This is a genomic window from Streptomyces sp. NPDC048419, from assembly GCF_043200415.1.
Taxonomy (GTDB): domain Bacteria; phylum Actinomycetota; class Actinomycetes; order Streptomycetales; family Streptomycetaceae; genus Streptomyces.
On sequence record NZ_JBICXT010000015.1, the window covers coordinates 196,098 to 212,683 of the forward strand.

At 70.2% G+C, this 16,586-nt stretch carries 17 protein-coding genes and 1 pseudogene; 10 read left to right on the forward strand and 8 right to left on the reverse strand.

Features of this window, described 5'->3' with window-relative positions:
* Position 1: 1 nt before the first annotated feature.
* Positions 2 to 1,217, reverse strand: a pseudogene (locus ACGFYN_RS29015) (ABC transporter substrate-binding protein).
* Positions 1,218 to 1,375: 158 nt separating this feature from the next.
* Here ACGFYN_RS29015 and ACGFYN_RS29020 point away from each other — a divergent pair.
* From ACGFYN_RS29020 to ACGFYN_RS29035, 4 genes are all read left to right on the forward strand, one after another.
* The gene (locus tag ACGFYN_RS29020) at positions 1,376 to 2,317 is read left to right on the forward strand and encodes an ROK family protein (protein ID WP_393868837.1); all 942 of its coding nucleotides are present in this window, start codon (positions 1,376 to 1,378) and stop codon (positions 2,315 to 2,317) included.
* Entirely contained in the window at positions 2,317 to 3,501 is a 1,185-nt protein-coding gene (gene nagA / locus ACGFYN_RS29025) for an N-acetylglucosamine-6-phosphate deacetylase (protein ID WP_393868838.1), read from the forward strand. Before ACGFYN_RS29020 ends, nagA begins: the two co-directional genes overlap by 1 nt.
* A gap of 115 nt (positions 3,502 to 3,616) precedes the next feature.
* The gene (locus ACGFYN_RS29030) at positions 3,617 to 4,549 is read left to right on the forward strand and encodes a 1-phosphofructokinase family hexose kinase (RefSeq protein ID WP_393868839.1); all 933 of its coding nucleotides are present in this window, start codon (positions 3,617 to 3,619) and stop codon (positions 4,547 to 4,549) included.
* 119 nt (positions 4,550 to 4,668) lie between these two features.
* Complete coding sequence (locus ACGFYN_RS29035) at positions 4,669 to 5,025, forward strand: peptidase inhibitor family I36 protein (RefSeq protein ID WP_393868840.1); 357 nt, start codon at positions 4,669 to 4,671, stop codon at positions 5,023 to 5,025.
* Positions 5,026 to 5,106: 81 nt separating this feature from the next.
* Here the strand turns inward: ACGFYN_RS29035 and ACGFYN_RS29040 are convergent, their stop codons facing one another.
* A complete protein-coding gene (locus ACGFYN_RS29040) occupies positions 5,107 to 6,027 on the reverse strand; it encodes a carbohydrate-binding protein (protein ID WP_393868841.1) in 921 nt (306 codons plus the stop codon).
* Positions 6,028 to 6,148: 121 nt separating this feature from the next.
* Positions 6,149 to 7,807: a diguanylate cyclase CdgB gene (gene cdgB / locus ACGFYN_RS29045; protein WP_393868842.1), complete on the reverse strand. Its 1,659-nt coding sequence runs from the start codon at positions 7,805 to 7,807 to the stop codon at positions 6,149 to 6,151.
* Between the two features lie 346 nt (positions 7,808 to 8,153).
* On the opposite strand from cdgB, the gene ACGFYN_RS29050 reads away from it, so the two are divergent.
* A complete protein-coding gene (locus ACGFYN_RS29050) occupies positions 8,154 to 8,738 on the forward strand; it encodes a flavin reductase family protein (protein ID WP_393868843.1) in 585 nt (194 codons plus the stop codon).
* 66 nt (positions 8,739 to 8,804) lie between these two features.
* On the forward strand, positions 8,805 to 9,278 hold the full coding sequence (locus tag ACGFYN_RS29055) for a GNAT family N-acetyltransferase (protein ID WP_393868844.1): 474 nt from the start codon (positions 8,805 to 8,807) through the stop codon (positions 9,276 to 9,278).
* Positions 9,279 to 9,285: 7 nt separating this feature from the next.
* Here the strand turns inward: ACGFYN_RS29055 and ACGFYN_RS29060 are convergent, their stop codons facing one another.
* Entirely contained in the window at positions 9,286 to 10,170 is an 885-nt protein-coding gene (locus ACGFYN_RS29060; protein ID WP_393868845.1) for a sigma-70 family RNA polymerase sigma factor, read from the reverse strand.
* Between the two features lie 144 nt (positions 10,171 to 10,314).
* Entirely contained in the window at positions 10,315 to 10,743 is a 429-nt protein-coding gene (gene arfB, locus ACGFYN_RS29065; RefSeq protein WP_393868846.1) for an alternative ribosome rescue aminoacyl-tRNA hydrolase ArfB, read from the reverse strand.
* A 191-nt stretch (positions 10,744 to 10,934) separates the two neighbouring features.
* Between arfB and ACGFYN_RS29070 the strand changes: the two genes are divergently transcribed.
* Positions 10,935 to 11,510: a TerD family protein gene (locus ACGFYN_RS29070; RefSeq protein WP_393868847.1), complete on the forward strand. Its 576-nt coding sequence runs from the start codon at positions 10,935 to 10,937 to the stop codon at positions 11,508 to 11,510.
* Between the two features lie 53 nt (positions 11,511 to 11,563).
* On the opposite strand, the gene ACGFYN_RS29075 is transcribed toward ACGFYN_RS29070, so the two are convergent.
* Both ACGFYN_RS29075 and ACGFYN_RS29080 read right to left on the reverse strand, forming a co-directional pair.
* Positions 11,564 to 11,770: a DUF397 domain-containing protein gene (locus ACGFYN_RS29075; RefSeq protein WP_393868848.1), complete on the reverse strand. Its 207-nt coding sequence runs from the start codon at positions 11,768 to 11,770 to the stop codon at positions 11,564 to 11,566.
* Positions 11,767 to 12,621, reverse strand: a complete 855-nt coding sequence (locus ACGFYN_RS29080; RefSeq protein ID WP_393868849.1) for a helix-turn-helix domain-containing protein — start codon at positions 12,619 to 12,621, stop codon at positions 11,767 to 11,769. Before ACGFYN_RS29080 ends, ACGFYN_RS29075 begins: the two co-directional genes overlap by 4 nt.
* Before the next feature lie 155 nt (positions 12,622 to 12,776).
* On the opposite strand from ACGFYN_RS29080, the gene ACGFYN_RS29085 reads away from it, so the two are divergent.
* Positions 12,777 to 13,241: an ATP-binding protein gene (locus ACGFYN_RS29085; RefSeq protein WP_393868850.1), complete on the forward strand. Its 465-nt coding sequence runs from the start codon at positions 12,777 to 12,779 to the stop codon at positions 13,239 to 13,241.
* A 582-nt stretch (positions 13,242 to 13,823) separates the two neighbouring features.
* Positions 13,824 to 14,348 (forward strand): GNAT family N-acetyltransferase, encoded by a 525-nt coding sequence (locus ACGFYN_RS29090; protein WP_393868851.1) that lies wholly within the window; start codon positions 13,824 to 13,826, stop codon positions 14,346 to 14,348.
* Between the two features lie 114 nt (positions 14,349 to 14,462).
* On the opposite strand, the gene ACGFYN_RS29095 is transcribed toward ACGFYN_RS29090, so the two are convergent.
* On the reverse strand, positions 14,463 to 15,983 hold the full coding sequence (locus ACGFYN_RS29095; RefSeq protein ID WP_393868852.1) for a M1 family metallopeptidase: 1,521 nt from the start codon (positions 15,981 to 15,983) through the stop codon (positions 14,463 to 14,465).
* Between the two features lie 98 nt (positions 15,984 to 16,081).
* Between ACGFYN_RS29095 and ACGFYN_RS29100 the strand changes: the two genes are divergently transcribed.
* Positions 16,082 to 16,582 (forward strand): hypothetical protein, encoded by a 501-nt coding sequence (locus ACGFYN_RS29100; RefSeq protein ID WP_393868853.1) that lies wholly within the window; start codon positions 16,082 to 16,084, stop codon positions 16,580 to 16,582.
* The last annotated feature ends 4 nt before the right edge of the window (positions 16,583 to 16,586 follow it).

A 16,586-nucleotide genomic window follows, 5' to 3' on the forward strand; every position in this document is an offset into this window, starting at 1 on the left:
CCTACTGCGCGCTCTCCGCCATGGAGGCCGTCGACTGCAGCTGGGTGAGGGTGGCCTCGGGGCTGCCGCCCGGGGCGACCGCCTTGCCTATGTTCTTCTTCACGGCCGCGGCGACCTGCGCCCAGGAGGTGTTGCCGACCGGGTACAGCTCGGACAGCGGAAGCTGGTCGAGGAACGGCTTGAGGTCGGCGTCCTGCTTGTCCGAGCTCATCACCTCGGAGGCGGAGGTGGTGACCGGCAGCAGGTCGTACTCGCGGGAGAAGGCGAGCACGTTCTTGGTGCTGTAGACGAAGTCGAGGAAGTCGCCGACCTGCCGGGCGTGGCCGTTCTTCTTGAAGGCCATCATCGTCCGCGACACCCATCGCGTTCTTGCTCTCGCCGTCGCTGCCGGGCATCGGCACCATGCCGAACTTCACGCCCTTCTTCGCGGCGATCTTCATCAGCGAGGGGTGGCCGTCGAGCATGCCGACGTCGCCTTCGGCGAAGGCCGCGAAGGCGGCGGCGCGGTTGAGCCTGCCCGGCGCGACGGGTCCGGTCAGGCCCTTGTCGACCAGGTCGTTCTTGAGCCAGTCGAAGGTGTCGACGTTCTGCGTGGAGTCGAGGCCGTAGGTGCCGACGTCGTCGGTGTAGCCACCGCCGCCGCTCAGCAGCCACTGCATCGTCTCGGCCTGCGCCTCCTCGGGGCCGAGCGGCAGCGCGTACGGGTACTTCACGCCCTGCGCCTTGAGCGCCCTGGCGTCGGAGGCGAGCTCCTTCCAGGTCTTGGGCGGGGTGAGGCCGGCGCGCTTGAAGAGGGTCTTGTTGTAGAAGAGCAGCCGGGTGGAGGCCGCGAACGGCATCCCGTACTGCACGCCCTTGACCTGGCCCGCGGTGGCGAGCTGGGAGGCGAGGTCGGCCTGCGCGGTGATGGAGAGCAGGTCGTCGGCCGTGTAGAGCAGGTCCTTGTCGGCGTAGTCGGCGTACGCGCCGATCTGCGCCATGTCGGGCTCCTTGCCTGCGTCGACCAGCTCCTTGACCTTGCGGTCGACGTCGTTCCAGGAGTAGACGCTGACCTCGACCTTCACGTCGGGGTGCTTGCTCTCGTACTCCTTGACAAGGTTGTCCCAGTACTTCTGGGAGCTGTTGGCCGCGGAGTCGCCGTAGTCCGCGGCGACCAGTCTGAGGGTGACGTCCCCCGACCCGCCGGTGAGGCCGCAGCCGCCGAGGACCGCCGTCATGCCCAGAGCGGACACCGCCGCGATCGTTCCTGTCCTACGCCGCTGCACTGCTTGTGACCCCAACCCTGCTGTGTCGCTGTTCAATATATGGACACGACAGGTCTACACCACGTGAGTGGACTAGACCTCTTGCGGGTCCTGGGGCCACACTGTCCCCCGTGAGACATGTCATCGCCCTCGACGTGGGCGGCACCGGGATGAAGGCCGCACTGGTGGCGGCCGACGGCCAGCTGCTGCACCAGGCCCGCCGGGCGACCGGGCGCGAGCGCGGACCGGACGCGGTCGTCGAGGGCATCCTCGACTTCGCCGCCGAGCTCAGCGCGTACGGCGCCGGCCGCTTCGGCGAGCCCGCGGCCGCGGCCGGCGTCGCCGTCCCCGGCATCGTCGACGCCGACCGGGGCATCGCCTCCTACTCGGCCAACCTCGGCTGGCGCGACGTCCCCCTGCGCGACCGGCTGTCCGCACGTCTCGGTGTCCCGGTCGCGCTCGGCCACGACGTGCGCACCGGCGGCCTCGCTGAGGGCCGCATCGGGGCGGGCAAGGGCGCCGACCGCTTCCTGTTCATCCCCCTGGGCACCGGCATCGCGGGTGCCATCGGGATCGCGGGCCGGGTGGAGGCGGGCGCGCACGGCTTCGCCGGCGAGATCGGCCACATCGTCGTACGGCCGGGGGGCAGCCCCTGTCCGTGCGGGCAGACCGGCTGCCTGGAGCGGTACGCCTCCGCGGCGGCCGTCAGCGAGGCCTGGGCGACGGCCTGCGGCGACCCCGAAGCGGACGCCGCGGACTGCGCGAAGGCCGTCGCGTCCGGTGACCCGAACGCCGTCCGGGTCTGGCAGGACGCGGTCGACGCCCTGGCCGACGGCCTGGTCACCGCCCTCACCCTGCTGGACCCGCGCACCCTCATCATCGGTGGCGGCCTCGCGGAGGCGGGGGAAACCTTGTTCACGCCCCTGCGGGACGCCGTCCGGCAGCGGGTCACCTTCCAAAAACTGCCGTCGATCGTCCCCGCGGCGCTGGGGGACACGGCGGGCTGCCTGGGCGCCGGACTACTGGCCTGGGATCTCCTCGCAACTACTGACGGCACGGAGGTAACGACCTGATGGCAACCCCCCCAGGGGCGCGGGGAACTGCGCGACCAGCCACGACGCACCCGCAGGTGATCATCGGCGCGAACCTCGTACTGCCCACGGGCACCGTCTCCGACAGCCGCCTGACCATCGACGGCACCCACATCACCGCACAGGAAACCCCCGGCGCAAACGTCGTGGACGCTCGCGGCCACTGGATCGTCCCGGGCTTCGTCGACATCCACAACCACGGAGGCGGCGGAGCCGCCTTCTCCGGACCGGCGGACGACGTACTGAGGGCCGTCCACGCGCACCGCGCCCACGGCACCACCACCCTCGTCGCCTCGACCGTCACCGACGACATGGACTTCCTGGTCAAGCAGGCCGGTCTGCTGTCGGAGCTGGCCGAGCAGGGGGAGATCGCCGGGATCCACTTCGAGGGCCCGTTCATCTCGCCGTGCCGCAAGGGCGCGCACTCCGAGGCGCTGCTGCGCGACCCGGACCCGGCGGAGGTGCGCAAGCTGATCGACGCGGCGCGCGGCAGGGCCAGGATGGTCACGCTCGCCACCGAACTGCCGGGCGGCATCGACTCGGTACGGCTGCTGGCCGAGCACGGCGTGATCGCGGCGGTCGGGCACACCGACGCGACGTACGAGCAGACGGTGGAGGCGATCGAGGCCGGTGCCACGGTCGCGACGCACCTGTTCAACGCGATGCCGCAGATCGGCCACCGGGCGCCCGGCCCGATCACGGCCCTGCTGGAGGACGAGCGCGTCACGGTCGAGCTGATCAACGACGGCACACATCTGCACCCCGCCTCCCTCCAGCTGGCGTTCCATCACGCGGGCGCGCAGCGCGTGGCGTTCATCACCGACGCGATGGACGCGGCCGGTGTGGGCGACGGGCGCTATCTGCTCGGCCCGCTGGAGGTCGAGGTCAGCGACGGTGTGGCCCGGCTGGTGGAGGGCGGCTCGATCGCGGGCTCGACGCTCACCATGGACCGGGCGTTCAAGCGGGCGGTGACCGTGGACCGGCTGCCGGTGCAGGACGTGGTCGCGGCGATCTCGGCCAACCCGGCGAAGCTGCTCGGCATGTACGACACCGTCGGCTCGCTGGAGCCCGGAAAGGACGCCGACCTGGTGGTCCTCGACGAGCACTTCGACCTCAAGGGCGTGATGCGCCGGGGTGAATGGGTGGTCGATCCCCAACTGGGGTGATGTGTCCCGCTGTTGAGGGCGGCGGTTGTCCTGGGAGACTGGGACGGCCGCCGTCCGTTTGGCATGATCACCCTTCCGGACGGACAGATCCATCTTCGGGGGGAGGTCGGCACGGGTGATCCTCACGGTCACGTTGAACACCGCTCTCGACATCACGTACCGCGTGCCGGCGCTCAAGCCGCACGCCAGCCACCGGGTCACCGAGGTGATCGAACGGCCCGGCGGCAAGGGCCTGAACGTGGCGCGGGTGCTCGCGGCGCTCGGCCACGAGGTGACGGTCACGGGCTTCACGGGCGGCGCGACGGGCCGCACGGTCCAGGACGGCCTGGCCGCCGTCCCCGGCCTGGTGGACGCGCTCGTCCCGGTCGGGGGCCCGACCCGGCGCACGATCGCGCTGGTGGACGACCGCACCGGCGACACCACGCAACTCAACGAGCCCGGCCCGACCATCACGCCCGCCGAGTGGGCCGCCTTCCAGGATGCCTACGAGGGCCTGCTGGCGACGGCGACCGCGGTGGCACTGTGCGGCAGCCTGCCGCCGGGGGTGCCGGTGGGGGCGTACGCGGCCCTGGTGCGGGCCGCCAAGGCGGCCGCCGTCCCCGTGCTCCTGGACACCAGCGGCGAGCCGCTGCGCCGCGGGGTCGCCGCCCGTCCGGACATCGTGAAGCCGAACGCCGACGAACTGGCCGAACTCACCGGCTCCCACGAGCCCTTGCGCGCCACCCAGGACGCCCGCCGCCGGGGCGCCCGCGCGGTGGTCGCGTCCCTGGGCACGCAAGGCCTGCTGGCGGTGACCCCCGAGGGCCGCTGGCGCGCCACTCCGCCCACCCGCCTCCACGGCAACCCCACCGGAGCCGGCGACTCCGCGGTGGCCGGCCTCCTGTCGGGCCTGGTGGAACAACTCCCTTGGCCGGACCGCCTGTCCCGCGCGGCTGCGCTGTCCGCGGCGACCGTGGCGGCACGGACGGCCGGGGAGTTCGATCCCGCAGCCTACGAGGAGCTACTGCCTCGGATCGACACTCGGGTGGTCATGAGTGCGTCGGCATGACGTTCGCCCGACGTGTTTGGCCGAGAAACTCCCTTCCTTCCCATGTCAGCCGGATGATCAGATGGTCACTCATTCGCTACTCGACCAATAGCGAACGTAAAGATGTAGGGGAACCTCATATGACCATGCTCAAGAAGAGTCTGACGACGGTGGCCGTGGCCGGCGCATTGCTGGGCGGCGTCTTTGCCACACCGGCTGCGGCGGCTGCTCCCAAAACCTGCCCGCATGGGAAGGTCTGCGGATGGTCGGGAACAAACAGGACTGGAACTAGGACTGTGCTGTCTGAAACACCCGGATGCGACATCTTCACCGGTGCCCGGTCCGTCTCGAACCAGACTTCTTATCGCATAGAGTTCTGGCACATCACCCCCGGCACCGGCTGCGGCGTCGGCACCAAGCTGGTCACTCTGAAGCCGGGCACCTACTCGGACAACACCCATGGCACCGTTACGGGGATTGCAGTCTACGGGGGTTAGTGCCGTCCAGCCTGAACCTCACCATGACGGTCCGCCGGTCCGCCGGCGGGCCGTTGCGCTGTTCGCTTTTCTCCGCCGTAATCAGCTCACCCACAGTTGATCGAGGAGAGCGTTGCACTGGTTCCCCTCACCGCAGGAGAGCTCCAGCACATTGGTGCCCTTGGTCAGCGTCACGGGTGCCCAGGTGGACTGCCAGCCCTTCTCCCAGTCACCCTCGGCGGAGTGCGTGAAGTTCTTCATGCCCAGGGGCTGGGTGTTGGGCTTGCTGTTGACAGTAAGCGTCGCGTTGGCGTCCACCCCGGGGATGGCGTAACGCACGTACAGACGGTACGAGCCTGCCTTTGGGATGCCGTTGACGGTCCAGGTGGCCGAGGCGCCGACCGCGTTGAACCCGGTCACGTACACCCCGCCGTCCGCCTTGGCGCCCTTGACGTCCGACGCGGTCGTGGTGCCGCCGTCCAATCGCAGGGCCTTCGCGTCGATCTTCGGCAGATCCGCGACCGGGGCGCTGCTCGCCGACGAGCTCGGCTGCGAGCTCTGCTGCGACGACGGTGAGCTCGAGTTGTCGCCGCCCGCCTTGTCCTTCTGGGAGTCGCCGCCCATCATCGCCACGCCGATGCCGATCACGACCGCGGCGACCACCGCGATCGCGCCGATCAGCAGGCCCTTGGTGTTGGGGCCGCCGCTCCGGCCGCCGCCGGTGTAAGAGGGCTGCACCGGCGCCGTGGGGGCGCCGCCGCCCGGCAGGGTCTCCGGCGCGGCATAGTGGGCGTTCGGCGAGCCGTAGGCGGGCGGCTGCTGCGGGATCTGCCCGTAGGCGGCCGTCTGCTGCGCCGGCTGGCCGTACTGCCGCTGGCCGACCGCGCGCACCCGGTTGACGGAGTTCGGGTAGCCGTAGCCACCGGAGGGCGGCTGGGCTCCGTTGGCCTGCCCGTCGGCGTAGAGGTAGCCGAACGGGTCGTCGTCCTCGGGCGTACTGGCGCCGTTGTTGCCGGACGTCATCCCTTGGTACTCCTCAGCAGGTGCGGGTCGGGTGCGATTGATGCGGTCAGAATGGCGAGCCTACCCGCTCCCGGTGACCCAAACGGGTGACTCGGATCGCATCAACTCACTGACCTGGTGATCAACCCGCGCGTCTGTGCTGTTTGGGACGAGATCGTTTCTCTACGTACATCCGCTCGTCGGCAGACTTCAACACTTCGTCCGCAGTCATTCCACAGTGGGCCCATCCGATGCCGAAACTGGCACCCACGCGCATGGCCCGGCCGTCGACCCGAATCGGCTGGATGATCTCGTTGCGCAGCCGGACCGCCAGGTCCTGCGCGTCGGCCCGCCCGAGCCCGTCGGCCAGCACCACGAACTCGTCACCGCCGAGCCGCGCCACCGTGTCGCCGTCACGCACACCGCGCGACAGCCGACGGGCGACCTCGATGAGCACCGAGTCACCCGCGTTGTGCCCGAACCGGTCGTTGATCGACTTGAAGCCGTCGAGGTCGCAGAAGAGGACCGCGAGCCCCTTGCTGCCGTCGTCGTGGTCGTTCGCCGGCGCGGCGGTGTGCACATGGTGGTCGAAGCCGTCGAACACCTCGACGCCACCGCCCGGCCGGAAGTCGAAGCCGTGGCCGTTCGCGTCGAAGGCCGGGTGGCCGTAGGCCGCGTCCAGGGACTCCAGCGCGCCGGGGTGCGTGGGGCGATGACACAGGCGCGAGGACAGCCGCGAACGCAGTTCGGCGGAGTTCGGCAGGCCCGTGAGCGAGTCGTGCGAGGCGCGGTGGGCGAGCTGGAGCTCGCGGCGCTTGCGCTCCTCGATCTCCTCGACGTGCGTGAGGAGAAAGCGGGGGCCGTCCGCGGCGTCCGCGACGACGCTGTTGCGCAGCGACACCCAGACGTAGGTGCCGTCGCGGCGCCCGAGCCTGAGCTCCGCCCTGCCCCCCTCGGCGGAGGTCCGCAGCAGCGTGCCGATGTCCTCGGGGTGCACCAGGTCGGAGAAGGAGTAGCGGCGCATCGCGGAGGCGGGGCGGCCGAGCAGCCGGCACAGCGCGTCGTTGGTGCGCAGGATCCGGCCGTGCTGGTCGCCGCCCATCTCGGCGATGGCCATGCCGGAGGGGGCGTACTCGAACGCCTGCCGGAAGCTTTCCTCGCTGGCGCGCAGCGCCTGCTGCTCACGTTCGAGCCGGACGAGTGCGCGCTGCATGTTGGCCCGCAGGCGCGCGTTGCTGATCGCGATGGCCGCCTGGAACGCGTACATCTGGAGCGCTTCCCGGCCCCACGCGCCCGGCCTGCGGCCGTTGCGCGGACGGTCCACGGACAGGACGCCGATCAGCTCGCCGCAGGAGGCGCCCGGACCGCCGGGCGTGTACATGGGGGCGAACAGCCGGTCGGAGGGGTGCCACTCGTCCTCGAAGCGGGGCGCGGGCCCGTCGGTGTACCACTGCGGGACGTCGTCGTCGTCGAGGACCCAGCCCTCGGTGTGCGGTATGAAGACCAGGTCGCCCCAGTGCTCGCCCATGCCCAGCCGGCGCTCCCAGGACTCGCGGGAGCCGACACGACCGGTGATGAGCGCCTCCGCCGCCGCGTTGCCCGCGAAGGCGGCGACCACGAGGTCGCTGTCGGGGCGGACGAGGTTGACGCAAGCCAGCTCGTAGCCGAGGCCTTTGACCACGCCTTCCGCGACCGTCTGCAGTGTGTCCGCCAGGCTGCGGGCCGTGTTCATGTCAGCCATGACCTGGTGCAGTTGCCGCAGGGTCGCAAGACGGACGTAGGGCTCCGACTCGGTCTCCATGCTCGCCCTCCCCCCGAGACCTCGCAGTGAATCAAGGGTTCTCATCGGCGTATCGTTCCTGGCAGCTTCCCAGCCACTGAATCACAGCGCGCTGCCCACTCGGTACACAGGGTCAACAATTAGTGGCCCTTGTGACTCAAGTCACAGCCAAAGATGAACAATTGAGTGGTGTTTCTGCGGTTTCCCTGTGCGTTTACCGAACGCAAACTTTGTGACTATGTGGGGATGACGCACAAGAGTACGCGCGCCGTCACAACTCCTTCGCGGACTCGGCCGATGGACCTAGGTCCGTTCTCGGACCGGGGCCCGATGCGGCCCGCGCAGAGCGGAGATTAGCGTTTTCGGCGTGCTGAACACTCCCCTTGCCGCATTCCCGATCACTGCTCAGTCCGCCTCCGGGCATGCTGAGGGGGTGAGCAACGACGACTTCCGCGCGGCGATGTCCCGGCTGGCCGCGGGCGTGGTCCTGGTGACCGCACAGGAGCCGCCGCTGGACCCCGACGACCCGTCGGCGCCGGGCGGCGAGGACGTCGGCATGACGGCGACGGCCTTCATGTCGGTCTCCCTGGACCCACCCCTGGTGATGGTCAGCCTGCGCACGGGCGCCCGCATGGACGACCTGCTCGACGAACAGCCCCTGTGGGGGGTCTCGGTGCTCTCCGAGAGCCAGCGCCACATCGCCGGCCGCTTCGCCATGAAGGGCCGCATCAGCGACCGCCTGCTCTTCGAGGACATCCCCTACGCCCGCGGCGAGGCGACCGGCGCTCCCCTGGTGCGCGGCGCCCTGGCCACCCTGGAGTGCCGCACCGAGCAGCGGGTGGTGGCCGGCGACCACACCCTGGTGATCGGCCGGGTGCTGACGGCATCGGTGCCGAGCGCGGACGGCGGACCGCTGGCCTACTTCCGCGGCCGCTACCGGCAGTTGGGCTGACCGGCGACCCCGCCCGACCTGCAAACTCCGTGGCACGCGCGCGTGGAGGCCGCCTAGGGTGCGCGCATGACCACCATCGGGCCCCGCCTCGAAGAGATCACGCCCCGCAATCTCGAAGCCGCGCTCGGCATCCGCCTCCGTCCCGACCAGGAACACGCGGTCGAGCCGGTGGCGCACTCGCTCGCGGAGGCGTACGTGCGTCCCGCAGGTGTCGCCTGGCCCCGCCTGATCGTCGACGGCGACCGCCCGGTCGGCTTCCTGATGGCATTCCTCGACATCGACTGGCACGGCGACGGCACCGTCCACCGCTCCGGTCTGTGGCGGCTCAACATCGCCGCCGGTGAACAGGGCCGCGGCTACGGCCGGTTCGCCGTCGAGTCCGTCGCAGCCGAGATCCGCCGACGCGGCGGGAAGCAGTGCCACGTCACCTGGCACCCCGGTCCGGACGGCCCCGAGGGCTTCTACCTGGGACTGGGCTTCCGGGTCACCGGGGAACAGAGCGGAGGCCAGACGGTGGGCGTCCTGGAGCTGGATCGCTGAAGCCCGGCTAGACGAGCTCCACGTCCAGCGCGGCGACCCGCTCCGGGTCCGTCACGATCTCGATCACGGCGATCCGGTCCCGTACGAAGGTGAAGGCGAGGGTCCGGTCGAGCCGGTCCTCCAGGAAGATCGCGAGGCCGGTGGCGCCGCCCACCAGCGCGGGACGCGCCACGTACGCGTAGTGCGCGAAGCTCGCCGCGCCCTTGGCCACGCCCTGCGCACCCGAGGTGAGGCCGACGTCGGTGCGCGCGACGACGTCCGGGTCGAGCAGTTCGACCAGCGCCTCGAAGTCGCCCTCCCGCGCCGCCGCCAGGAACGCGTTCACGACCTCCCGCTGCCGCACCAGGTCCCGGTCGGGCACGTCCGCGCCCTGCACCCGGCGCCGCGCCCGGCTGGCCAGCTGCCGCGCCGCCACCGGGCTGCGCCCCACGATGTCCCCGACCTCCTCGTAGGGCACCGCGAACAGGTCGTGCAGGACGAACGCCAGCCGCTCGGCGGGGGACAGCGTCTCCAGCACGACGAGCAGCGCGACGCCCACGGAGTCCGCGAGCAGCGCGTCCTGCTCGGGTCCTGCGACGGAGGCGTCCGCCACGCGCGCGGTGGTCTCCAGCGGCTCCTCCGCGCGGGACTTGCGGGAGCGCAGCATGTCCAGGCAGACCCGGCCGACCGCCGTCGTCAGCCAGCCCCCGAGGTTCTCGACCTGCCGGGTGTCGGAACGGCTCAGCCGGAACCAGGCCTCCTGAACCGCGTCGTCGGCCTCCGCGCCCGACCCGAGCATGCGGTACGCGACGGCGCGCAGATGACTTCGGTGGGATTCGAATCGCCGGGCGAGGAATTCGTTCTCCGCCGTATTACGCGCGCCGTCCCCGCCGGGAATTCCGCCCTCGTTCATCGCCACAGCTCCTCGCCCGCCGCTTCCCCTGCCGATGACTTGACGAACGGGACGACGCGGATGTGACAAAGGACGTACTACGACCGCGAAAAACGTTCTACGAATCCGCGGCGGACGGCTGTTCCCGCCCGCGTGGCCGGTCGCTCAGTGCCAGTCCCGGCCGGACCGCCCCCGCTTCGTGTCGGAACGCTGCTTCTTCTGCCGCAGTCGCCGCTCGTTGATCCCGCGCGGGATCCGGGTCGCCCGGCGCGGCTTGGGCGGCGGTGCCGTGGCCTCGGCGAGCAGCGCCGCGAGACGGACCGCGGCGGTCTCGCGATTGCGCCACTGCGAACGGTGCTCGGAGGCGCGGACGGAGACGACGCCGTCGACGAGCCGGCCGGACAGCCGCTCCAGCGCCCGCCGCTTCCACGTCTCGGGAAGCGCCTCCGTGCTCGCCAGGTCGAAGCGCAGCTCCACCTGCGAGTCACTGGTGTTGACGTGCTGACCGCCGGGCCCCGACGACCGCGAGAAACGCCACATGAGCTCGGCCTCGGGGAGCGAGACGGAGCCGCGGATGACATAGGGACCGGACATGCCCCCATCGTCTCGCGCCTGACCCGCACACGTCACGCGATTATCGTTCACCGCAAGTTCGGTAAAGAAAGTAAAGAGACCCGGAACCTTCCGTACCCCTGCTGGCGTTCATACAGGTAGCTGTAGCTTCGTGCCGTACTGCCCGTACGGCACGCACTGCCGTACACACACGAGGGAAAGGACTCCCAACCATGGCTGTAAGCCTGTCCAAGGGTGGCAACGTCTCGCTCACCAAGGAGGCTCCGGGCCTGACCGCCGTCACCGTGGGGCTCGGCTGGGACGTCCGCACCACCACCGGCACGGACTTCGACCTCGACGCCTCGGCCATCGCGGTCAACACGCAGGGCAAGGTCTACTCGGACGGCCACTTCGTGTTCTTCAACAACAAGCAGACCCCGGACAGCACCATCGTCCACACCGGCGACAACCGCACCGGCGAGGGCGAGGGCGACGACGAGGCGATCAACGTCAACCTGGCCGGCCTCCCGGCCGACATCGACAAGATCGTCTTCCCGGTCTCGATCTACGACGCGGAGAACCGCTCGCAGAACTTCGGCCAGGTCCGCAACGCGTACATCCGCATCGTCAACCAGGCCGGCGGCGCCGAGATCGCGCGCTACGACCTCTCCGAGGACGCGGCGACGGAGACGGCCATGGTCTTCGGCGAGCTGTACCGCAACGGCGCGGAGTGGAAGTTCCGCGCGGTAGGCCAGGGCTACGCCTCGGGCCTGGTGGGCATCGCCCAGGACTTCGGCGTCAGCGTCTGACGGACGCAGTACTGAGCGGAGCCCCCGGCCGTGCGGCCGGGGGCTCCGGCTTTTCAGCCTTTGAGGTGCGGCACGAAGTCCGCCCAGGCGGCGGGGGCGAAGGCGAGGCGGGGGCCGGGGGTGTTCTTGGAGTCGCGGACGTGGACGGTTCGGGGTGCGATGGCTATTTCGACGCAGGAGTTGCCATCGTTGCCGCTGCTGTAGCTGCTCTTGAACCACGCCAGGTCGGGGACGTCCCCGGCAGCGGACTTGCGGATCATGTTTCTCCCAGCAGTTGCTCGACGAAGGCCAACGACTCCCCCGGCGAGAGAGCCTGCGCCCGGATGGTGCCATATCGCAGTTCAAGGATGCGTAGCTGCTTCGGATCCGATGTCGGGCGGCCGTTGAACGCGCCGTTGGAGCGTCCTACGGCTGTACCGTCCGGGAACTTCAGTACCTCAATGCTTCCGTCCAAGCCGGAATGGACCTTGCAGTTCAACGGCATCACCTGAAGCACGACGTTGTGCAGCTGCCCCACCTCCAGGAGATGTTCGAGCTGCCCTCGCCACACCATTGTGCCTCCGAGGGGACGGCGCACAGCAGCCTCTTCCAGCACGAAATGGATGGAAGGGGCCGGGTCGCGTTCGAAGACAGACCGCCGAGCGAGACGAGCAGTAACCATGCGTTCCACGTCGTCCGGCGAGTACGGCGGCTGGGCCGCGGAGATCACGGCTCTGGCATGATCCGGCGTCTGCAACAAGCCGTTGATGCTGCTGCACTCGTAGACACCGATCTCGACCGCCTGCGCCTCCAACTTGGCCAACTCCCGAACCCTCTTGGGATACCGGACCTTCCTCACGTCCTCCTTCATGGCCGCGATGAGCCCGCCCGCGCCCAGCACCTCGTCCGCCCTGTCCAGATACTCGAGCCGGGGGATCCGCTTTCCGCCCTCGACCTTGTAGACAAGGTCCTCGCCGTACCCGACGGCCTCCCCGAACTCGGTGGCCCGCATCCCCACCGCCTCGCGCCGCAGCTTCAGCTGGCGTCCGACCGTCGCGATCACCGCCACGCCCCACTCGTCGTCCGGGTCGACCTCCCAACCCGGCTCGACAGCCTCGCCGTCCACGCTCATCCCGCACCCCTCCGCCGTACGTCCGTACCCGCGACGCCCCTACCCGTACGGCCGTTGCCGACGGCCCGGACAGCAGCGGACAAGCTCCGGACAATCACCGTACGTACCGGAGTCGTCACTGTTCACACTAGGCAGGCGCCGCCACGCTGAGTGATGTGAATCAAGAAACCGCCGTCATCCGGAACTTCACGGTCCAGCTCTCCCCCACACCACGCGGAGCCCGCCTGGCACGACTACTGGCGACGGAACAACTGCGCGCCTGGGGGCTGCCGTTGGACCCGGCGGAGCACATCGTGGCGGAGCTGGCGGCGAACGCGGCGACGCACGGCCGCGTACCGGGACGCGACTTCCGCCTCACGCTCTACGTCGTCGCCGGCACCCTCCGCATCGAGGTCACGGACACCCGGGGTGACCGTCTGCCCCAACCCCAACTCCCGGCGTCCGACACCGAGTCGGGCCGCGGCCTCGTACTCGTGGATGCCCTCGCGGACAAATGGGGCGTGGCGCCGGGCCTGCCCCCACGCAAAACGGTATGGGCGGAAGTAGCCCTCTCACCGGGCCTCAGAAACCCGAGCTCCGGTGCCACGGACGGCCTGGTCCCTGGCTGGAGCGCGAGGTGACACCCACCGCCGTACGCCCTCACCACAGACCTTCCACGTGAACCCCTCTGCCGCCCGGATGCCCTCCTGGCCCACCGCCTCGCGACCCAGCGACCGCCCCCACCTCCGTTTCGCAACCCGGCCCCACCGCCTCCGACAGCCCGCCACCCCCTCCGCAACTGCGATGGCTGCGACCGCGACTTCCGCGCACCCACACCCGGCAGCCATTGCGGCGGCTGCCGACCCGATCTTCCGGAGGGCCGCCTGGCATGAACGTCGCCTTACCGGTACCGGATCATGCGGGGCTTCGTTCAGGCCTTGGAGGACTCCCTCCCCGGCAAGTTCGAAATCACCAAGGAAGGTCTCGTCCATGCCCTCCTGTCGCCTAACGGCCCCCAGGAACTCAGCAGAGCACGCCTCCGGAAGCGCCTTGAGAAGGTGATGCAGGGGGGTGCCCCTATGGTCCCCGGTACGCCACCCGCAAGGACTTCGTCCACGGCGAGGACGTCACCATCGCCGACTGGACCATCTCCACGGCCGACCTGCCGCGCTATCCGGAGTGAATGAGCTCGGGGGCGTCGGCCCGGCGTATACGGTCCCGCCATGTTCCTCGAACGGCTCGCGCCGGCAGACGGCGCCCTCCCCGGTGAACTGCTCACCGAGCTGACCGCCCTCTACGCCTCCAACCGCGAGTTCCACGCCCTGAGCGGGGACTTCCCCGACCCGGACGACATCCGGCCCGAGCAGGTCGCGACCGCGCTGGCCGACGAGTTCGTGAATCCGGACGTCGAGGTGCTGCTCGCCCGCAGCGAAGGGCTGCTGGTCGGGATCGCCGTCACCCTCGCCCACCACCCCGACCCGTCCGACCCGGACCCGTGGATCGGCCTGTTGATGGTGGACGCGAGCCTGCACGGCCAGGGCCACGGCCGCCGCCTCGCCTCGCTGGTCGAGGACCGCTCCCGCGCGGCGGGCCGCGACGCCGTCCGCCTCGCCGTACTCGACAACAACCCCAAGGCCCTCGCCTTCTGGACGGCCCTCGGCTACCAGCCGATCGCCCGCCGCACGGACCTCCGACTGGGCCGCCCCTGCACGGTGCTGCGCAAGGAACTGCGCATCCCGGCCGGGTAGCCGGCGACCGTGCTGGTGTAGACGGTCTTGCCGTTCTCGTAGTCGGTGCTGGACTTCGGCAGGCCCAGGGCTGTGCCAGTGTCAACAGGGTCCGGTCCCGTACAACTCCCCGACCTACGACGGCTCGACGGTCACCGGCATCGGCCGCGACAAGGCCGACCAGATCTGGTACCGGGCGCTGACGACGTGCTTCACCTCGCCAGGGGCGGTACGGCCGGGCCGTCCGTCATGGCGGCCCCCCCACGGACGGTCCGGCTTCCCCTCCCCGTACAGCCAGGTCTTCCAGATCGGGCCGAAGTCCTTGTCCGGTGCCGTCTTCTCGACGTACGCCGTGAACTCGGCGGTGTCGGCGTTGCCGTGGCGGTGGGCGGCGGCCCAGCCCTGGATGATGTCGTAGAAGGTGTCGTCGCCGACCGTCTGCCGGATCTTGTGCAGGACCATCGCGCCGCGGGCGTAGACCGGGTCGTCGGAGATGTGGCCGGCGCCGCTCGGTTTCCCGGGCGGGAAGGCCCACAGGTCCGGGTAGTCGTGCTCGCCGTGGGCGTACAGCGCGTCGAAGGTCTCCTGCGCGCTGTGGCCGCCGTGGTCCTCGTCCCACAGCCACTCCGCGTAGGTCGCGAAGCCCTCGTTGAGCCACATGTCCCGCCAGGTCTTCGGCGTCACGGAGTCGCCGTACCACTGGTGGGCGAGCTCGTGGACCAAGGTCCCGGTGTCCGGGGCGCCGGGGAAGACGGGCCGGGTCTGGGTCTCCAGGGCGTACTCGGCATCCTGCGGGCGGTCGACGATCGCCCCGGTGGAGGAGAAGGGGTACGGCCCGAAGTTGTGCTCCTCCCACTCCATGATCTCGGGGATCTTCGCGAGCACCTTCCGGCTCGCCTTCACCTGGGTCGGGTCCACGGCGACGTAGGCCGGCAGCTTGTCCTTGCCGACGGTGTACCGGCTGATGTCGTAGTGGCCCACGGCGACCGTGGCGACGTAGCTCGCCATCGGCCCGGCGGTGTGCCATCTGAAGGTGGTACCGCCCTTGCCACCCGTCTCGCCGGTCAACTCCCCGTTGGACACGGCCTGGAGGCCCTTCGGCACGGTGACCGCGATGTCGTACGTCGCCTTGTCGGAGGGGTGGTGGTTGCCGGGGAACCAGGTCATGGAGCCGACCGGCTCACCGAGCGCGAGCGCGCCGTCGGCCGTGCGCATCCAGCCCTCGTGGGAGCCGTCGGCGTCGGTGAGGGTCTGCGGGGTGCCGGAGTAGCGCACGGTGACACGGAAGGTCTGGTGGTCGGCGAGGTCGTCGTGCGGGCGGACGGTGAGCTCCTGCCCGGCGCGGTTCCAGCGGGCGGGCCGGCCCTCCACGCTGACGTCGTCGACGTGCAGCCCCTTGAGGTCCAGGTCGAAGGCGGTGAGATCCTTCGTGGCGCGGGCGGTGATCGTCGCGGTGCCGGTGAGGCGGTGGCCGCCGGCGGGGTCGTAGGCGAGTCTCAGGTCGTAGTGGCCGACGTCGTACCCGCCGTTGCCGGCCCTCGGGAAGTACGGGTCGTGCACGCCGGAGCCGCCCGGGGTGCCGTGCACACCGCCGTCGCACGCGGTGAGGGCGAGAGCGAGCAGGACGGCCGGGACAACCGGTACGGATCGGGGCACGGCTGCGATCCTAGGACGGCCCACACGCCCGCCTCGACCGCGCGGGGCCGGCACGACAGCGTCTCGACCGCTCCAGCCCGCATGACACCATCTCGTACGTGCTCGACATCGGCTACGCCCTCTCCAACCGCTTCCCGGACCCCCCACAGACGGACTACCGCCGCGCGGACGTCCACGCCCTGCGGCACGACCTGTTCTGCGGCGACGTGTATCTCGCCGACGCCAAGGCGGACCGGGAACTGTCCACAGCCTGGGGATGGGTGCCGGTGCTCGACTTCGCGTGGGCGCTGTGCGACATCGTGGAGCGGCTCGACCGGGACCCGGCGGGGTCGCGCGCCGCACGTCCCCAGCACGCGGAGCTCGACTTCACCGAGTCGACCGACCGGATGCTCTTCGAGCGGCGCTTCGGGTGGGTGGACGTGGAGGCCGACTGGATGCCGGGCGAGGAGCCCCCGCTGACCTTCTCCCATGCCGAACTCCGGCGCGAGGCACGGGACTTCCTGCACGACCTGATCGCCGACCTGGTGGACATGCACGAGGACCTGGGCGAGAACCCGGCGATCTGGACGCTGCAGGCCCGCTTCCCGCGGGTTCGGTGACGCT